Consider the following 18,639-nt stretch of genomic DNA (forward strand, 5'->3'; position numbering starts at 1 on the left):
CGTTAATGAAAGCAGGACTTGCTTTTGTGGCGATCGGCGGCAACTCTTTGATCAAGAGCAAAGATTTGCAGAAGGTGGAGGATCAGCATGCTGCGATCCGGGAAACTGTGGCCCATGTGGTCGATCTGATCGACCAGGGCTACCAGATCATTATTTCCCACGGCAACGGGCCCCAGGTGGGCTTCATCATGCGCCGGTCGGAAGTTGCCCGCCGGGCCGTCGGCCTGCATCTGGTGCCGCTGGTCAACGCCGTGGCCGATACCCAGGGTTCCATCGGCTACCAGATCCAGCAGTCGATGAACAACGAGCTGGCGGCGAGAAACCTTGCCGGTCAGTGTGTCACGCTGGTCACCCAGGTAGTGGTTGACGAAGACGATCCGGCCTTTCTGAAACCGGCCAAGCCGGTGGGAGAATTTTTCGACACCACCCAACTGGAGGATATCCGCCGGGAGTACCCCGAATGGAGCTTGCTGGAAGATGCAGGCCGGGGATACCGGCGGGTTGTCCCGTCGCCTGAACCACATGAAATTGTCGAAAAACCGGTTATCGAATCGCTGCTGCGCGAAGGCTACCACGTCGTTGCTGCCGGCGGCGGCGGTATTCCGGTGGTTCGCCGAGGAAATGAATTTATTGGCGTTGATGCGGTTATCGACAAAGATCACGTCTCAAGCCTTCTGGCCTCACAGCTGGGCGCTGATCTGCTGATTATCTCCACCGCTGTCGAACAGGTTGCTCTCAATTTCGGCAAACCGGATCAGCAGCTTATCGGCACCATGTCAGTCGGCCAGGCACAGAGCTATATAAAGCAGAACCATTTTGCCCCGGGATCCATGCTGCCCAAGATAGAAGCTGCAATTAAATTTATTAATTCCGGTGGCAAAGAAGTCATTATCACCGCCCCCCAGTTTATAAAAGAGGCGGTGTTGAGCGGCAAAGGGACCCATATCATCCCATAACCAGGCTCTGCCCCTGCGGCCAGTCGACCGTGTACGAAACAGAAACAATCGGTTCCACTTAACAGCAAATTGGAGAAAATATAATGGATAACGCAAAGATACAAGGCCTTATACAGCAACTGGCGCAACGCAACTACCAGGACATGTTCGCCAACGACTTCCTGCTCACCTGGGAAAAAAGCGATCAACATATCCAGGCCACGTTTCTGGTCGCGGATATTCTGCGCGGGCTGCGGCAGAGAAATATCTCCACCCGTCTTTTTGACTCGGGTCTCGGCATCTCCCTGTTTCGCGATCAATCCACCCGGACCAGATTCAGCTTCGCCAGCGCCTGCAACCAGCTGGGCCTGACCTTGCAGGACCTCGATGAAGGCAAATCCCAGGTGGCCCATGGCGAAACGGTGCGCGAGACCGCCAACATGGTATCTTTTATGGCCGATGTCATCGGTATTCGCGACGATATGTATATCGGCAAGGGAAACGCCTATATGCGCGAGGTTGCCAAGGCCGTGCAGCAAGGGTACCTGGAAGGTGTCCTGGAGCAGCGCCCCACCCTTGTCAACCTGCAGTGCGACATCGACCACCCAACGCAGACTATGGCGGATATGCTGCATCTGATCAACCATTTCGGCGGCGTGGAAAATCTCAAAGGCAAAAAGCTGGCCATGACCTGGGCCTACAGCCCCTCCTACGGCAAGCCGTTGTCGGTCCCCCAGGGCGTTATCGGGCTGATGACCCGTTTTGGCATGGACGTGTCGCTGGCGCACCCGCAAGGGTATGAGATAATGCCGGAAGTAGAAGCAATTGCCATGAAAAATGCGGCGGCAGCCGGTGGCAAGTTTACCAAATCCAATTCCATGGCAGAGGCATTTGCGGATGCCGACATCGTTTACCCCAAGAGCTGGGCCCCATTTTCCGCCATGGAAAGCCGCACGCAACTCTACGGCGACGGCGATTTTGACGGCATCAAGGCCCTTGAAAAAGAACTCCTGGCCCAGAATGCCCAGCATAAAGACTGGGAATGCACCGAGTCGATGATGGCAAGCACCCATGGCGGTGAAGCCCTCTATCTGCACTGCCTGCCGGCAGACATCAGCGGGGTGAGCTGCAAGGAGGGTGAGGTTGCCGCAAGCGTGTTCGACCGCTACCGTAAGCCCTTGTATATGCAGGCGAGCTACAAGCCTTATATCATCGCCGCCATGATCATGCTGGCCAAGGCAAAACATCCCGCTGACAGCCTTGCCGCTATGTTGCAAGAGGGAACGGCCCGGATTCGATAAAGCCGGCGAAACAGCATTGCCGCGCCGGCGGTGGCCAGGAACAGGTTTTACCGCGCCACCCCCGTTTATAAGGAGGAGGATACCATGATTACTTTCACGCTCAATGGCCGGGAAGCATCCTTTTCAGGCGATGAAAAGCTGTCCCTTTTGCATTACCTGCGCGAAGACCAGGGCCTGACCTCGGTCAAGGACGGCTGTTCCGGCCAGGCAGCCTGTGGTGCCTGCATGGTCGAGCTTGACGGCAGACCGACTCTGGCGTGTGTCACCCCAATGCTTAAGGTGACGGGAAAGTCGGTTATCACCATCGAAGGTTTCCCGGAAAATGTCCGGCGGACACTCGCCCGCGCCTTTGTCGCCAAAGGTGCGGTGCAGTGTGGCTTTTGCACCCCGGGCATTCTGGCAAGGACCAAGATGCTGCTGGAGAACAACCCCGATCCTAGCCGCGCCGAAGTCATCAAGGCCCTGCAGGCCAACCTCTGCCGGTGCACCGGCTATGTGAAAATTATCGACGGTATCCTGCTTGCGGCCAAGGCCCTGCGCGACCACCTGCAGATTGACTGGGAAACGCGAACCGGTATCGGCTATTCCTACCCCAAGGTGGAAGCATACGAAAAGGCTCTCGGCATCGGCCCGTATGTCGCCGATATGCAGCTGGACGGGATGTGCCACGGCGCCTTGAAGTTCAGCGAACATCCCCGCGCCGTGGTCCGGCGCATCGATGTGTCGGCGGCGGCAAAAATGGCCGGGGTGATTCGGGTCTTTACCGGCGCCGACATCCCCGGAAAACGCCACCAGGGCCTTGTCGTCAAAGACTGGCCGATGATGGTGCTCGAAGGTGAAACGACCAGGTGCATTGCCGACGTTTTCGCCTGTGTGGTGGCGGAAACCGAACAGATTGCCCGCCTCGCCGTCGAATTAATCCAGGTGGACTATGAAGTTCTCGAGCCGCTCACCGAAATTACCAGGGCAAAAGACTCGCCGATACTGATCCATGAGCACGGCAATCTGCTCAAAGAAACCGTCATCCGCCGCGGCGAAGCGGTGGAAGATGTCTTTGCCCGCTCGGCCCATGTTGTCGAGGGCGAGTACGAGACCCCCTTTGTCGAACACGCCTTTCTGGAACCGGAAGCCGCTCTGGCCAAACCGGACGGGCAAGGCGGATTGATCGTGTATTCCCAGAGCCAGGCAATTTTCAAGGATCGTGACCAGATCAGCTCAGCCCTCAATCTGGCTGCGGAGCAGGTCGATGTGGTCCTCGTCTCGGCGGGCGGGGCTTTCGGCGGCAAGGAAGACCTCACGGTCCAGCACCATGCTTCGCTTGCGGCCATGGTGCTTCAGCGTCCGGTAAAGGTGCGCTTGAGCCGTCCGGAATCGATGCGCATGCACCCCAAGCGACACAAGATGTTACTTCACTACACGCTGGGTTGTGATGAAAAAGGCATGCTCACCGCCCTTCGCGCGAGGATACTGGGCGACACCGGCGGCTATGCCTCCATGGGTGGCGCCGTTGTGGCCCGCACCGGGACCCACGCCGCTGCCGCCTACCATCTCCCCAATGTGGACGTCATAGCCAGTGCCTACTACACCAATAATCCTCCCGCCGGCGCCTTTCGCGGCTTTGGCGTGAACCAGTCCAATTTTGCCATGGAGTGCATGGTCGATGAACTGTGCAGCAAGGGAGGCTTTGACCGGTGGCAGTTTCGCTACGACAACGCCCTTGATGTCGGCCGGATGACGACCACCGGCCATATCTTGAAAAGTGCTGTTGGCCTGCGTCAGTGCCTTACGGAAGTAAAGGATGCCTTCAACAGTGCCGAATATGCAGGGATTGCCTGTGCCATCAAGAATTGCGGCATCGGCAACGGCATCGAAGAGATCAGCGAAACCCGGCTCAAAATTGTTGCTCCCGACCGGATCGAACTGTATCACGGCTGGAGTGAAATGGGCCAGGGCATCAATACCGTCGCCCGCCAGGTACTGGCCGAAGTCTGCGGGCTGGACGAGTCAATCGCCATCGAGGTCAAATCCTCCACCGGCGGCGGCGCGAGAGGCGGGGCCACCACCGCCAGCCGGGGCACCGCCCTGCTTGGCAATTCCACCATTATTGTGGCTGAAAAGCTCAAAGCCGATCTGCACAGCCAGCCGCTTGATGATCTGGTCGGGAAAGAATATTTTGGCCACCATTTTGTTGACTGGACCACCAGCCATGACGTGGAAGGAGAAATCATCAGTCACTTCTCCTACAGCTATGCCGTGCATATGGCAATTCTCGATGAAACCGGTACACTGCAGAGTATCCATGCGGCCCACGATGTCGGCCGGATTATCAACCCGAATCTTTTTGAAGGACAGGTCGAAGGCGGCGTCGTCATGGGCATGGGCTATGCCCTGACTGAGAACTATCCGCTCAAAGACGGCAAGCTTACCTCGGACCGGATGGCCAGACTTGGCCTCCCGAAGGCAAAAGACGTGCCGGAGATCAAGGTGATCGGGGTCGAATATCCCGATGATTCCGGGCCGTTTGGTGCCAAAGGGGTAGGTGAAATCGGCTCCATCCCGACGGCTGCGGCCATTGCCAACAGTTATTACCGGTTTGACGGCATCCGTCGATACCGGTTGCCGCTCGCGCCGCCGGAAAAGAAATAACGGCTAGCTTCTCCCTGGATCCCTTGTGCCACACGGGATCCCGCAGGTAAATCAAAATCAAGCGGGGTGCAACCATGACCTTATATCTCAAAGACGCACAATTTATCGACTGGCAGAATCTGGTGATACACCTTACCCATCTGGCTGTTGCCTCCGGGCCAAAGGGTACTGTCAGCAAAATATCGAGCCTTCCGGCGGGTGATGCGCTGGCTGCCGACGATCGCATCGTCGACTGCAAGGGAAAATTTGTCACCAAATCTTTTGGCTGCGGCCATCATCACATCTATTCCACCCTTGCCAGAGGCATGCCCGCGCCAAGGAAGATCCCCACCAATTTTCCTGAAATTCTCGAATATGTCTGGTGGAATATCGACAAGCAACTGGATCTGGAAATGATTGAGGCCAGCGCCCTGGCATCGGCCATCTACTGCGCCAAAAGCGGGGTAACCTTTGTCATCGACCACCATGCATCGCCTTTTGCCATCGAGGGCTCGCTGGAAACCATCGCCCGGGCATTTGACCGCGTCGGCATCGCGCATATGCTCTGCTACGAGATGTCGGACAGAGACGGCGCTGAAATCCGCGAACAGGGACTGGCCGAAACGGAGGCCTTCCTCGCCTCGGGTCGGGCCGGGCATGTGGGGCTGCACGCTTCTTTTACCGTAGGGGAGCAACTGCTCGAGGAGGCGGTCGCCCTTGCCGGAAAACACCAGACCGGCCTGCATATCCATGTGGCGGAAGACTTCTCCGACCAGCAGCATTGCCAGACCAATTTCGGCAAAAGGGTGGTTGAGCGACTGTACGGCGCCGGCGCCCTGCAGCTGAACAAATCGATTCTGGCCCACTGTATCCATCTCTCGGACAGGGAACGTGAGCTGTTGCAACAGTCCGGAGTCTGGGTCGTGCAGAATGTTGAGAGCAACCAGAACAACAACGTCGGCTTAGGCCGTTACGGCGACCTCCAGAGCCGGATGATGCTGGGCACTGACGGGATGCACTGCGATATGCTGCGCAGCGCGAAAGCGGCCTTTCTCTCCGGCCAGGCCACCGAAGGGATTGGTTTCGACACCATCTATGACCGCTTTCGCAATGTGCACCGGTATATCGAGGCGACCGGTACGACCGGGGACGGCGATAATAATCTGGTAGTCCTCGACTACGACCCGCCGACCGACCTGACCCAGGATAATTTTCTCGGCCATTTTGTCTTCGGCATCGATACCCGACATGTGGAGAGCGTCATCGCCCAGGGTCGGTTGCTCGTTGAAGACAGGCGGATACAAACGGTAGATGAGAAAGAAGTGCTGAGCCAGGCGAGAGCCATGGGGCGAAAACTCTGGGCCAAACTCTAATGCCATCATAAAATATTGTGATTACATCTAAAGTTCAGCGCAGAAGGTCCAGAGAGATATGAGGCGCCCTTTGCACGAGACGCCATAAACCCATCCCTGGGGGCTTGACCGCAGCCATCCAGGCTGCGGAACACCCGTGCAAAGGGCGCCTTATATCCCCATATAGCTAAGGTTTAGTGGTAATCACATAAAAGATTGATTTTCAATAGGTAATCAGCAGAATATTACTACGCCATGCAGGATATCCTCATTAAAAATGGTATTATTGTCACCGCCGACAAAACCTTGCAGGCCGACCTGCTCCTTGTCGATGGAACGATTGCCGCTCTCGGCGAAGCCCTGGAGCGGCAAGGTGCTCAGGTGATCGACGCTGCCGGTCAATATGTCATGCCGGGTGGAGTGGATGCGCATACCCATCTGAACCTCACGGTCGGCAGCTTTAAGGTCAGCGACGGTTTTTACGAGGGCTCGGCGGCCGCAGCGTTTGGCGGCACCACCTGCGTCGTCGAGCACCCGTCTTTTGGCCCGGACGGCTGTTCGCTTCTGCACCAGATAAAGTCCTCCAGGCTGCAGGCCGAAAAAGCCTGCGTCGTCGACTTCGGCCTCCACGGCGTTTTCCAGCACGTGACCCCATCGATCCTCGATGAGATGCAAATGCTCAGCACCCACGGGGTCTCCAGCGCCAAAATCTATTTGACCTACAGCGGCCGGCTGCAGGACCGGCAAATTCTGGATGTTTTGAATCGCGCCAAAGGTATCGGGTTGCTGACTGCCTTTCATGCGGAACATCATGACATCATAGATTTTCTTAGCAGTCGGTTCCAAGCCGAACAGAAAGGGACAGCCAGGTATCACCCCTTGAGTCGTCCGGATTATGCGGAGGCTGAAGCCATTTATCGAATTATCAGCCTGGCCGAGGCGGTGGGAGATGTGCCGGTGTACATTGTCCACCTGTCGACTGCGGCCGGACTGCGAATTATTGAAAAAGCACAGGACCGCGGCCTGCCGGTATACGCCGAGGTCTGCCCCCAGCACCTGCTCTTAGACGATGCCTGTTACGAGGACCCCGAGCGAGGACTCCGGTATATCATGGCCCCGCCGGCGCGAAAGGCTGCCGATACGGCAGCGCTCTGGCAGGGGCTGGCTCAAGGGAGCATCGCAGTTGCGGCCACCGACCATTGTTCGTTTACCTTTGGTGACAAACTGTCCCACGGCCGGGACGATTTCACCAAGGCTCCCGGCGGGATACCCGGCGTGGAAACCAGGCTTCCCCTGCTCTTTTCCGAAGGTGTACTGAAAAACCGTCTTTCCCTGCACCGTTTCGTAGACGTCGTCTCAACGGCCCCGGCCAGGCTGATGGGCCTTTTCCCCCGCAAGGGACACCTCGCCCCGGGAGCGGATGGCGATGTGATTCTCTTTGATCCGAAGATGGAAAAAATCATCACCCCGAAAATCCTCCGCCAGAATGCCGACTATTCCCCTTACGAGGGTATGCTTGTTCGCGGCTGGCCCACCACCACCATCGTCCGGGGCCGAATCGTCGTCCGGGAAGGAAAACTTCTGGCGGACCAGGGATGGGGACAATATATCGACCGCGGACCAGCGGTCAGCACGAGCATCAATGAAGGAGAGCGACATGAGAAGCGATAAACTGTGGGTATGCGATATTGCGACCTTGCTGCAATGGATCTTAAAAGATGAAAAACAAGGGCGGATTTTCGGCATCGAAAAGGAACTGTTCTATGTCCCGAAAACCACCGACCCCTTCCGGATGCGCCGGTACGGAAAATTGCTGGAGACTCCGGTGGGCGTCGCCGCCGGTCCGCATACCCAGCTGTCGCAGAACCTGATTGCCGCCTGGCTGACCGGTGCGCGGTATATGGAACTCAAGACCATCCAGGTGCTCGATGAACTGGAGGTGACCAAACCCTGCATCGACATGGGCGATGAAGGCTACAACTGCGAATGGTCCCAGGAACTGAAGCTTGCCCAGTCCTTTGACGAATATCTCAATGGTTGGATTATCCTGCATGTCCTGAAAGATCTGTTCGGCTGGGGCACAGCCGGGGAGCCCGGCTTTATTTTTAACATGAGCGTCGGCTATAACCTCGAAGGCATTCTCAGCCCCTCGGTGCAGGGATTTCTCGATAAAATGGCGGATTGCAGCAACGAAAAAGCGGCAAAAATAGACCAGATAGCCGCCTTCTATCCGCGGGTGCGCGAGCTCAGTATCGGCGACTGCATGTCGGATAATATCACCATCTCCACCATGCACGGCTGCCCGCCGGACGAGGTGGAGAAGATCGGCCGTTATTTCGTTGAAGAACGCAGGCTGCACACCACCATAAAACTCAATCCAACCCTGCTCGGGGCGGATGAGGTCAGGGGAATCCTCAATTCCAGGCTGGGCTTTAAGGTCGTCGTTCCCGATCTGGCTTTTGATCACGACCTGAAATATCCGGACGCAGTGGCCCTCATTAGATCACTGCAGGACAGTGCCCGGAAGATGGGCGTTGAGTTCAATATCAAATTGACCAACACCCTGGAAACCCAGAATAATGGGCAGAACTTACCGGCTAAAGAGCAGATGGTCTATATGAGCGGCCGGGCCCTGCATCCGATCAGCATCAATCTCGCCCGGCGGCTGCAGGATGAATTCCAGGGCTGTCTGGACATCTCTTTTTCCGCCGGAACCAGCTATGCCAATGTCGCCGACGTACTCGCCTGCAATGTAAAACCCATCACCACCTGCTCCGACCTGTTAAAACCGGGCGGATACGGGCGCCTGTCGCAATACCTGGAAACCCTGCATCATGCCTTTACCGCCGCGGGCGCGAGCAGCATCGACGACTTCATCGTAGCCGGCAGCGGCAAAAAGCAGCCGGTGGACCAGGCCGGATGGACCAATCTCCAAAATTACGCCGCAGCTGTGGTCGATGACGGAAACTTTAAAAAGGAGAGTTTCCCCTTTGACAATATAAAAACCGACACCCAGCTTGGACCGTTCGACTGCATCAAGGCGCCCTGCATGACCACCTGTCCGGCCAGCCAGGATATCCCGAGCTACATGTATTACACCGCCCGGGGCGACTACGCCAGCGCACGAAAAGTGATTCTTGCAACCAACCCCTTTCCCAATGTGCAGGGCATGGTCTGCGATCACCTCTGCCAGTCCAAGTGCACCCGGATCAATTACGACACCCCGCTGCTCATCAGGGAGATAAAAAGGTTCGTCATCCAGACCGCAGGCAATCAGCCAGCCTTGTCACCGGCTAACGCCAATGGCATGAAGGTGGGCATCATCGGTGCGGGGCCATCCGGACTATCCTGCGCCTATTTTCTTGCCCTGCAGGGTTTTTCGGTGGAAATCTTTGAAGGCAAACCCTTTGCCGGAGGCTGGGCCGCAGATGCCATCCCCACTTTCCGCCTGGACAGCGAGTCCATCAAAAAAGATATCGATGCCATTTTATCCCTCGGCGTCACGCTGCACTGTAACGCCGTCATCGACCAGGCCGGGTTTGCAAAAATCATCAAAGATTTCGATTATGTCTATGTCGCCGTCGGCGCACAGGAAGGGGTCAAGCTGGGCCTTCCCGGGGAGGACGCCGAGGGGGTCATGGACAACCTGGACTTTTTAAGCGCGGTACGCCGCGGCGAAAAGATCGATCTCGGCAGGAAGGTCGTCGTGATCGGCGGCGGCAATTCCGCCATGGACGCGGCCCGTACCGCGAAAAGACTGGTTGGCCCGGACGGCATGGTCAGCCTTATCTATCGGCGGACCCGCGAGGAAATGCCTGCTGCCGCCGAAGAAGTTCAGGGCATGCTTGACGAAGACGTCAATTTTATTGAGCTCACGGCACCGGAGTGCATGTTGGTGGAAAACGGCAGGGTCAGGTCCAATGTCTGCTTCCGGATGCAGCTCGGCGAAAAAGACGCCAGCGGACGGCCCCGTCCCATTAAAATCGAGGGATCGGAATTTGAACTGGAGGCCGACAGTGTCATCTCCGCCATCGGCCAGCGGGTCAATGCCGATTTCTTTCCAGGAAAAAAACTCGATATCGACCCGGTCACCCGCGAAACCCAGATTAAAAATGTCTTCGCCGGCGGCGATGCGGTCCGGGGAGCCTCGACCCTGATTAAAGCTATCGGCGATGGCAAAGAGGTGGCCGAATCCATTTTCCAGCGGGCAGTCGGCGAAAACAAGGTTGCTGCACCCTGCGGCAAGGAGCTGCATCACAAAAAACTGCGCATCCAAAAAGCCCGCCGGCAACCGGGCACGATCATGCCGGAAATCGGCCTCGATGAGCGTTCCGGCTTTAAAATGGTCATCAAAACCCTCGATGAAGCCGCAGCCAGGGCGGAAGCCGCCAGGTGTCTGCAATGTGACGAGATCTGCAGCGTCTGTGTCTCGGTATGTCCCAACCGGGCCAACGTGGAATTCCAGATGTACCCTGTGGAATTCAGCGTCCAACAGGCCGTCCCTGAAGTGGGCGGGGCCCGGATCACCGATCTTGAAACCAGGCGGATCGGCCAAAAATACCAGATCCTCAATCTGGGTGACTATTGCAACGAATGCGGCAACTGTGCCACCTTTTGTCCGACCAGTGGCGCGCCATACCGGGATAAACCAAAATTTCATCTACGGCCGGAGAGTTTTGCCACCGCCGACTTCGGCTACCACTTCTCCGCGGCCAACCGGCTGGAGTATAAAAACGACCGGCACCATGCGGTACTCGACAAAGGACCTGACGGCTACACCTACGAAACCGACAACTTCAAGGCAACATTGAGTTTTGACTACAGAGCGGAAAAGGTGGAATTCAAGGACGAAGGATTGCAACCGGTCAGCCTGCTTGAGGCGGTTCATATGGCGATTTTGTTTGCAGCGGTTAGCGAACTGGCCCCCTTTAAACTTTGATGGTTACGTAAAAACTCTTCATCTTCTTCGTTGTTGTGAATTTCGCTATCATTACGACGTACCCTAGTACGCCGAAATAATAACGAAATTCACACGCCTCGAATATGAAGCTTTTTACATAACCATCTCAAATTTGACATGTATAATGCCGTCTCGAAAAAAGACGGCAACAATGTTGGATGACGTAACATGCCGAAGTCTCAGTTCTTCTGCAGCAACAGGTACAGCAGGGCCATGCGGATATACAGACCGTTCTGCGCCTGCTCAAAATAGCGCGCCCGGGGATCGCTGTCGACTTCCTTGGGGATCTCGTCGACTCTTGGCAGAGGATGCATGATGATGGCATCCTTTTTCATGGTTTCAACACAATCCAGGGAGAGGATATACTTGCTGGCGGCAGCCTGATAGTCATCAACAGAATGGAAACGTTCTTTCTGGATGCGGGTCATATAAATGCAGTCGACCTCGGGAGCGACGAGGGAGAGATCGCTTTCTTCCCGCCAGGGGACGTTGTTTTTTTCCAGATAATCCTTGATATCCTTTTCCATTTTACATACCTGCGGCGACACGAAAATAAGTTCCACGTTGGCATATTTGGTCAGGAGATAGGACAGGGAACGGACAGTTCGTCCATAGCGCAGATCCCCCACCATGGCAATTTTCAAGTTTTCCAATCGCTGGAAGGCATCGACGATGGTATACATATCGAGCAGGGCCTGCGTCGGGTGCTGACCGGCACCATCGCCTGCATTTATTACGGGAATGGCGGAAACCTCGGCGGCACGAACCGCGCTCCCCGCTTCGTTGTGACGCATAACGATCACATCGGCGTAACCGTTCATGATCCTGATGGAATCGGAGAGACTTTCCCCTTTGGCCGCACTGGAAAACTCGCGGGCGTTTTCCGTGGTAATCACCGATCCGCCAAGCCGCAGCATCGCGCTTTCAAACGAAAAACGGGTACGGGTTGACGATTCATAGAACAGCGAAGCCATAATTTTGCCGTCGAGGCTTTTGGCAAGACTGCGTTTTCCTGCAAGATCCGCCTTCATCCGGTCGGCTGTCCGGAAAACTGTTTCCAGCAGGTCTCGATCGAATTGCTGCGATTCGACCACATGCTCGAGAGGAAATGCTGTCATAGTTATTCTCCTTATTGTGTTACTCAATTGTCGATGTTATTAATATGTTACACCCCCTTAAGGGCGTACTGAAATGAGCCCCGGCTTTCTTCCCGTTTACCCGGGTGAGTCGTTGTCGTGAGGCAAAGCGTGTTGCACGCTACCAGGAATTGCGAGGTACAACAAGATGCAAAATAACCGTATCCGCAAATTGCAATTATTACCATATTCCGTCAATCATTTTCATGAGTTCAAAGTAAATGGCTTTAAAGCAGCACACAACTGCAGCCGACCAGGAAACCTGCTGGGTGATTGGCGGCGGACAGTTTGGCCGAAGGGCTGTTGACTTGTTAAAAAAGGACACGCCCGGCGGAAAAATTGTTGTCGTAGACAGGCTCCCGCTCCAGAACCTGCCGGATGACATAGAGATGATCCGCGCCGACGGGATTGAATGGCTGACCGAACATTTCACGCCCAACGCTGCCGTCGACAAAATAATTCCGGCACTGCCTGTTCACCTGGCTGCCGACTGGCTGAGGAACAAACTGATCGACGAACACAGGATCGTCCGGGCAACCGAGATCCCTGACGAACAGCTGCACCATTTCCCGCATCCCATCCGTATCAGCCCCAGTCGTGTCGTTATGTCGCATGCCGATTTTATCTGTCCGCCGAACTGCGCCGAGCCGGATGCTCTCTGCACATACACCGGCAAAAAGCGACCACCGGCATTATATTTTCTTCTTGAAGCAATGGTTGCAGGCAACTTCACCCCACTCATCATCCGAAGCCGCCAGTTTCATTCGGGAGTAGGAGGTTTTTTCCCGGAAGATTTATGGCACCTGCTTGAAACTGCCAGGTCGCTATCTGAAACTCCACTGCTCATTGGTACCGCATGCAAATGCCATGGCGTTGTCGATGGCCTCTGGCATGAAACAGGAGGCAACTCTTTCGTCGTCTAGCAAAGAGTTGCTCGAACGTTAGTCCTCAAGCTGAGGTTCTCTTATCCGGATGAACGAACGCAATAATCACAGAAGCAGTAAACGAGATAACGAAGTTCTCTTGCAGGAACAAACACGTCTGCTGCTCCAGAATACCAGGACGGCAATTGCGGTTAACCTGAGTATTGCTTTTCTTACGTATCTGGCCATTCCAGCCCCGCAACAGTTCTGGCTATGGCTGATCGTCGGCGCATCCGGTCTCCGCCTCGTATGCTATTTTTGGTTTACAGGCAAATCAAGTCAATCCCTGAATTTCAAGACGAAATATTATATTACCCTTGCCTTAATCACTCTCCAGGGAATCGCCTGGGGAGTTGCATCAATCCTTTTGTACGCCTCTGCTTCGGATCTGCATACATTCTATCTTATCGCGATAATCTGCGGCATGAGCGGGGGGGCAATCCTGACGCTCTCGCCATCATTGCTCGCCTTTGCCTGCTTTACCTTTCCCACGGTTATGCCTTTGGTGCTTGCTCTTCTGACAGCCTCCGACAAAACATTCGTCTATGCAGGATACATGGGCATCGTATTCATCATAGCGTTACATATTGTGGCAAGACGCATTGCTCTTTCCACTTCGGAGCTCCTGCAATCACACCGGAGGTTAGAAGTAACCGCGCAGGAATTAGCGCAACATAAAAATCGCCTGGAGATATTAGTTGAGGCTCGAACAAAAGAACTGAAGGACTCTCGTGAGAATTATCGGCGACTCACCGAAGAAATCAACGATGCAATTTTTGAGCTTGATTCAACAGGTATAGTGAAATACATAAGTCCCGTCATTACATTAATTCTCGGACGCCGGCCAGAAGACCTCACGGGAGTCCACTTTACAGAATTAGTTTACCAGGAAGACCTCGCAATGGTTCAGGAACTGTTTCCGAAGGTTATCTCAGGAGACTTACAATCTACGAACTATCGCCTTCTCGACAGCACGGGAAAACCACACTGGGTAAGAACTTCAAGCCGCCCAATTGTGAAGGATGGCAAACCAGTTGGTCTACGTGGTGTGCTGACAGATATAAACAAAGAGAAACAAACAGAAAGCGAGAAGAAGAAACTTCTGCACCGGTTCTACGAAAATCAGAAACTTGAAGCGATTGGCACCCTGGCCGGAGGTATTGCCCACGATTTCAACAATCTGTTAATGGGGATTCAGGGCCGTGCTTCCTTGATAGCTGAGAATCTTGAACCATCCAGCCCTGACCTCGAACATATCCAGGCTATAGAGGAACATGTGCGCAGTGCGACCAGCCTCACCGCGCAACTGCTCGGCACCGCCCGTGGCGGCAAGTATGACCCCAGACCGACAGATTTGAATGACCTGGTAATAAAGAGTGCCACCCTGTTCAAACGCACCAGAAAAGAGATCCAGATTCACGCCAACATGTCGCAGTCACCAATAGTGGCCGAGGTTGACAGGCAACAAATTGAACAGGTACTGTTAAATATCTTTGTCAACGCCTGGCAGGCGATGCCTGGCGGCGGAGAACTTCGCCTGGAATCCTCAATCGTTCCCCTGGATGATTCTTATCTTGCACCGTACCATGTGTTGCCTGGACGTTATGCGAAGATTTCGTTTACCGACACCGGCGTTGGCATGGATGAAACAACGCAGCAGCGGGTATTTGATCCATTCTTTACAACCAAGGCCAAATGCCATGGAACAGGATTAGGGATGGCTTCGGCCTATGGCATCATCAAGAACCACAACGGGTTTATCACGGTCTCCAGCAAACTGGGGCACGGGACAACCTTCGATATATATTTACCGGTGTCGGACAAAGATCCATTTCATCAAAGTCAGGTTGAATCCATGATCGAAAAAGGTTCTGAAACGATTCTTCTGGTAGATGACCAAGAGTTAATACTTGAGGTGGGCCAGGCCTTGCTGGAGAAACTGGGGTATACGGTGATTGTCGCAAAAGGTGGCGAGCAGGCCGTTGAACATATGCAGAACAAAGGCCAAGAGGTTGATCTTGTTCTCCTTGACATGATCATGCCGGGAATGGACGGCAGTATGACTTTTGATCAAATACGAAAATTATACCCAGCCGTACCGGTAATTTTGTCCAGTGGCTATTCCATCAACGGTCAGGCAACTCAAATACTCAACAGAGGGTGTAACGGGTTCCTGCAGAAACCATTCAACTTGTCCGAACTGTCCCAAAAAATAAGGAGAATACTTGATGAAAAAGATCTACCGCGGGGGTGATGTGCACACGGACGTGAGGTATTTCAGGCCGGTTTCTAACAATACCGGAGGAATAAAATAATGACGGAGCTGTTTTCCACCCGCTATATTGTAACCGAAGACGATATCAGTGTCGGTGCCCACCTCGGCAATGAACGAGCTCTGGTTATCTTTCAAAAGGGCCGCCTCGACTTTCTGCAGCATCTTGGCTTCTCCGACAAAAACATCGGAGACAACAGAGGCATCATAATTGTGGAATCGGGTGTGAAGTACCACCGCGAAGGCTTCCTCCGCGACGTGCTCCTTGTGCATGTTACAGGAGTAGGGATAGCCGGGAAAAAATGCACGCTTGCATACAGTGTCACCCGGGAATCGGACGGGCAGGAACTGCTAAGCGGCTTCACATCGTTTCTGGCATTTGACTATCAGATCAAAAAAGTCGTGGAACTTCCCGAGGTCTTTGTCGAAAAAACCGGACGAATGTTCTCCTGAAAAAAATGCGGAACATTACACGCCGGCGTCGACCCTGATCCTCGTTGCATTCAAACGTCCCTCGATGTACTGACTCAAGGCCGAAACAGCGGTGTCAGCCGATTTGAACACAGCAATATCAGCGGCCTCCAACCGGCGGATAAAACCGTCATAATACTTGCCGGCGTTCACGGAACAGACCAGAAGCGTGTCGGTTTCCCTGACCAGTTTTTCGAGCATGGTCACAATGCTTCGCCCGCCCTCCACTGCACCCTGGTTTTCCAGATTGATCGTCAGGGCCGGGGTCATGGGTAAAATGGACAGGACAACGGCATCGACCCCGGGGTCTTCGCAGAAGGCACGCGCGGCAACACAGAGGATCTCATCGTCGCTCCCCGGGTTGATATCCAGGGGATTGCGTACATTTACCAGGCTGTCGATACCCTTTTGGGTCAAAATGCGTTTGAGCTTTGCAACGGTTTCATGGCTGATAGTGGCGAGACGCATGTCAAAGTCGTCGGATTGGATTGAGTCGGCCATTCCCACCGTTTCAAAGCCGGCCGACGAAATCGCACCGAGACGGTTGCCCCGGACAACCTTGCCGTTCAATCGCTGGGCAAGCATGACGAGACCGTCGAACTCCGTGAAGTTGCGGGCGACAATAGCCCCGGCCTGCCGGACGCAGGATTCGCAGACCATGTAGTCACCGGCCAGGGAGGCGGTGTGTCCGGCGGTGGCCTTTTTCCCCTCCGGGGTCCGGCCGGCCTTATAAACGATGACATCTTTTCCGGCCAGCACGGCGCAGCGCACGGCCCGGCAGAAGGCCAGCCCGTCAAGGTCGTTGAATCCTTCCGCGTAAATTGCGATGACCTTCACATCGTCTTTGTCCTTGAAGTAGTGCACCATATCCCCGAGAGTCAGATCGTTCTGGTTTCCCATGGAGATGAGGTAGGCGGGTTCAATCTCCGGACACTGGGCCATGCGGGTGACCATGAATGCCCCTGACTGTGATATTAATGCAACCGGCGCATACCTCTTGCCATGACTCTTGGGAAGCTTGCTTTCCGGGATGAACCAGGAATCGTAATTCCCGGGGTGGGAAATAACGCCCATGCAGTTGCCTCCCAAAAATACCGGTCCGGTCCCGGCTTTATGCGCAGCTTTGATCTTTGCCGCCAGCTCAATGGCCCGATCTTTACTGTCGTCCGTTTCGCCCATGCCTCCGGGAATGAGCATAACCGAATGCACGTTGCCGGCTTCCAGGATCTCGTCAACCAGCTCAGGAACCTGGGCGGCATCGACAGCCACGATAAACAGATCCAGAGCCCCGGGCAGAGACTTCAGGTCGGCGACACAGCGAACCCCACCGATTGCCTCAATGCCAGGCTTGATGACAAACACCTCATTTTTATCATATCCAGCATCGAGAATACTGTTCATGATGGTCCGGCCAAAATTCAGGCGCGTCGATGACACGCCGATAATGCCGATATTCCGCGGTTTTGTGATGTATCTGATCTTGTCGATTGCACGATTTATCAGCGGCAGTTCGCCGGGCAGTGAGAACTTGCACAGTCCGTCCAAAGGCACCATAAGGTAATCGGTAAAGGCGAAAGGGTTGATCTCCAGCTCATCAATAACGTACGGAGCGTCGGGGTTCATGGGTGAAAAGTGACGCCCGACCTTGATAAAAGAGCTGAAACATTCGATGATCTGCTCATCGGTGACAACCCGACGCTGCCCCCGGGTCAAGCCGGCAAGCTTCCGGTAGGAGATGGTCTTTTTGAACAGCTCAAAAAACTGCTCTCCGTCAGTCATCTCAACCGATGCAGCCACGATGGCCTGGCCCTTCCGGAACCTTTCCGCGTAAATCTCCGTGTCGGTTCCGCCCAGCCCGGCGCTGATTATGGTGCCGAATTCCCGAGTTCTCCGAAGCCCTACAATCAGTTCATTGCCAAAAGCGCTCGAATCAGGGGGCATGAACTGCACCTGAAGGACGCCTTTGATATCCTGACTGATCGCGGCAACCAGCGCCGCCCCGGCAAGGCCCCGGTATTCTTCCGGTGCAGCATCCTCATTGCGCTCAATCCACAACGCATAGTTTTCAGGAATCTCATAGAACATTCGGCGGACAGCAGATCGAACCTTGTTTGGTTCCTTGGCAACAATTCTCACACCCCCGACTTCAGTCTTATGCAGGATAGTCGGTGAAACGATTTTCAACACGGCCCTGTCCCCGGGGATGGTCATGATTTGCGCATCCGAGGGGAGTGTTCCGCGAGATATCAGCGCGCACCTGGGCGGTGTTTCCGCGCCAAGACTTGACAGGAAATCATACACCTCATGCTCATATAAAAAACCGCGGCCTTCAGCATGTGCGTGCGCCAGACTATCGGTCAGTCCGGCAAAATCTATTCGCGTAACAATATCCATAATCATACCCTGTCCGGGTTCCAGTCACCCTGTGGACTCAGCCATTGCAGTTTTTTTAAATACGTTTGCCATTGTTTCCAGGGTGCAGCTCAGTCTGCCTGGTACGATCTATGTACCAGTAACTGTACCGATTTTACGGCTATGCTGCAGCCTGCTGCGATGGCAATACAACATGTCAATTAATGAAAAAAAATTTACATGCCCAGACGAATCTTGGAATGTACTGGTGTTGTTTATGATTATACTCATTGATAATGCATTTCCAAGAAG

11 protein-coding genes are annotated in these 18,639 nt (G+C 54.5%); 9 read left to right on the forward strand and 2 right to left on the reverse strand.

Annotated elements, in window-relative coordinates; all coding sequences use genetic code 11:
• The first annotated feature begins 5 nt into the window (after positions 1-5).
• The 6 genes from FCL47_RS20560 (at position 6) to ygfK (ending at position 11,152) form a co-directional block, all read left to right on the forward strand.
• A complete protein-coding gene (locus FCL47_RS20560) occupies positions 6-956 on the forward strand; it encodes a carbamate kinase (protein WP_136815603.1) in 951 nt (316 codons plus the stop codon).
• Between the two features lie 83 nt (positions 957-1,039).
• On the forward strand, positions 1,040-2,236 hold the full coding sequence (gene ygeW / locus FCL47_RS20565; RefSeq protein WP_136815604.1) for a knotted carbamoyltransferase YgeW: 1,197 nt from the start codon (positions 1,040-1,042) through the stop codon (positions 2,234-2,236).
• An 84-nt stretch (positions 2,237-2,320) separates the two neighbouring features.
• Positions 2,321-4,882 (forward strand): selenium-dependent xanthine dehydrogenase, encoded by a 2,562-nt coding sequence (gene xdh / locus FCL47_RS20570; RefSeq protein WP_136815605.1) that lies wholly within the window; start codon positions 2,321-2,323, stop codon positions 4,880-4,882.
• A 74-nt stretch (positions 4,883-4,956) separates the two neighbouring features.
• Positions 4,957-6,234: an amidohydrolase family protein gene (locus FCL47_RS20575; protein ID WP_136815606.1), complete on the forward strand. Its 1,278-nt coding sequence runs from the start codon at positions 4,957-4,959 to the stop codon at positions 6,232-6,234.
• Between the two features lie 234 nt (positions 6,235-6,468).
• Positions 6,469-7,884, forward strand: coding sequence for a dihydropyrimidinase (gene hydA, locus FCL47_RS20580; protein WP_136815607.1), 1,416 nt, complete (start codon positions 6,469-6,471; stop codon positions 7,882-7,884).
• A complete protein-coding gene (gene ygfK, locus FCL47_RS20585) occupies positions 7,871-11,152 on the forward strand; it encodes a putative selenate reductase subunit YgfK (protein ID WP_136815608.1) in 3,282 nt (1,093 codons plus the stop codon). Before hydA ends, ygfK begins: the two co-directional genes overlap by 14 nt.
• Positions 11,153-11,352: 200 nt before the next feature.
• On the opposite strand, the gene pyrB is transcribed toward ygfK, so the two are convergent.
• Positions 11,353-12,291 (reverse strand): aspartate carbamoyltransferase, encoded by a 939-nt coding sequence (pyrB, locus tag FCL47_RS20590; protein WP_136815609.1) that lies wholly within the window; start codon positions 12,289-12,291, stop codon positions 11,353-11,355.
• Between the two features lie 239 nt (positions 12,292-12,530).
• Between pyrB and FCL47_RS20595 the strand changes: the two genes are divergently transcribed.
• The 3 genes from FCL47_RS20595 to FCL47_RS20605 all read left to right on the forward strand — a co-directional run bounded on the left by FCL47_RS20595 (position 12,531) and on the right by FCL47_RS20605 (position 15,957).
• The gene (locus FCL47_RS20595; protein ID WP_136815610.1) at positions 12,531-13,232 is read left to right on the forward strand and encodes a hypothetical protein; all 702 of its coding nucleotides are present in this window, start codon (positions 12,531-12,533) and stop codon (positions 13,230-13,232) included.
• Between the two features lie 100 nt (positions 13,233-13,332).
• Positions 13,333-15,486, forward strand: a complete 2,154-nt coding sequence (locus tag FCL47_RS20600; RefSeq protein ID WP_167496588.1) for a PAS domain-containing sensor histidine kinase — start codon at positions 13,333-13,335, stop codon at positions 15,484-15,486.
• A 60-nt stretch (positions 15,487-15,546) separates the two neighbouring features.
• Complete coding sequence (locus FCL47_RS20605) at positions 15,547-15,957, forward strand: thioesterase family protein (RefSeq protein WP_136815612.1); 411 nt, start codon at positions 15,547-15,549, stop codon at positions 15,955-15,957.
• Positions 15,958-15,972: 15 nt separating this feature from the next.
• Here FCL47_RS20605 and FCL47_RS20610 read toward each other — a convergent pair whose 3' ends face one another.
• Positions 15,973-18,369 carry an acetate--CoA ligase family protein gene (locus FCL47_RS20610; protein WP_136815613.1) on the reverse strand — a complete coding sequence of 799 codons (2,397 nt, stop codon included), beginning with the start codon at positions 18,367-18,369 and terminating at the stop codon, positions 15,973-15,975.
• Positions 18,370-18,639 lie beyond the last annotated feature (270 nt).

The sequence above is a fragment of the Desulfopila sp. IMCC35006 genome, from assembly GCF_005116645.1.
Classification (GTDB): Bacteria; Desulfobacterota; Desulfobulbia; order Desulfobulbales; family Desulfocapsaceae; genus Desulforhopalus_A.

Bases quoted from the DNA above. Each gene is read 5' to 3' on its own strand.
- FCL47_RS20560 (WP_136815603.1), top strand. From the start codon at position 6: ATGAAAGCAGGACTTGCTTTTGTGGCGATCGGCGGCAACTCTTTGATC.
- ygeW (WP_136815604.1), top strand. From the start codon at position 1,040: ATGGATAACGCAAAGATACAAGGCCTTATACAGCAACTGGCGCAACGC.
- xdh (WP_136815605.1), top strand. From the start codon at position 2,321: ATGATTACTTTCACGCTCAATGGCCGGGAAGCATCCTTTTCAGGCGAT.
- FCL47_RS20575 (WP_136815606.1), top strand. From the start codon at position 4,957: ATGACCTTATATCTCAAAGACGCACAATTTATCGACTGGCAGAATCTG.
- hydA (WP_136815607.1), top strand. From the start codon at position 6,469: ATGCAGGATATCCTCATTAAAAATGGTATTATTGTCACCGCCGACAAA.
- ygfK (WP_136815608.1), top strand. From the start codon at position 7,871: ATGAGAAGCGATAAACTGTGGGTATGCGATATTGCGACCTTGCTGCAA.
- pyrB (WP_136815609.1), bottom strand. From the start codon at position 12,291: ATGACAGCATTTCCTCTCGAGCATGTGGTCGAATCGCAGCAATTCGAT.
- FCL47_RS20595 (WP_136815610.1), top strand. From the start codon at position 12,531: ATGGCTTTAAAGCAGCACACAACTGCAGCCGACCAGGAAACCTGCTGG.
- FCL47_RS20605 (WP_136815612.1), top strand. From the start codon at position 15,547: ATGACGGAGCTGTTTTCCACCCGCTATATTGTAACCGAAGACGATATC.
- FCL47_RS20610 (WP_136815613.1), bottom strand. From the start codon at position 18,369: ATGGATATTGTTACGCGAATAGATTTTGCCGGACTGACCGATAGTCTG.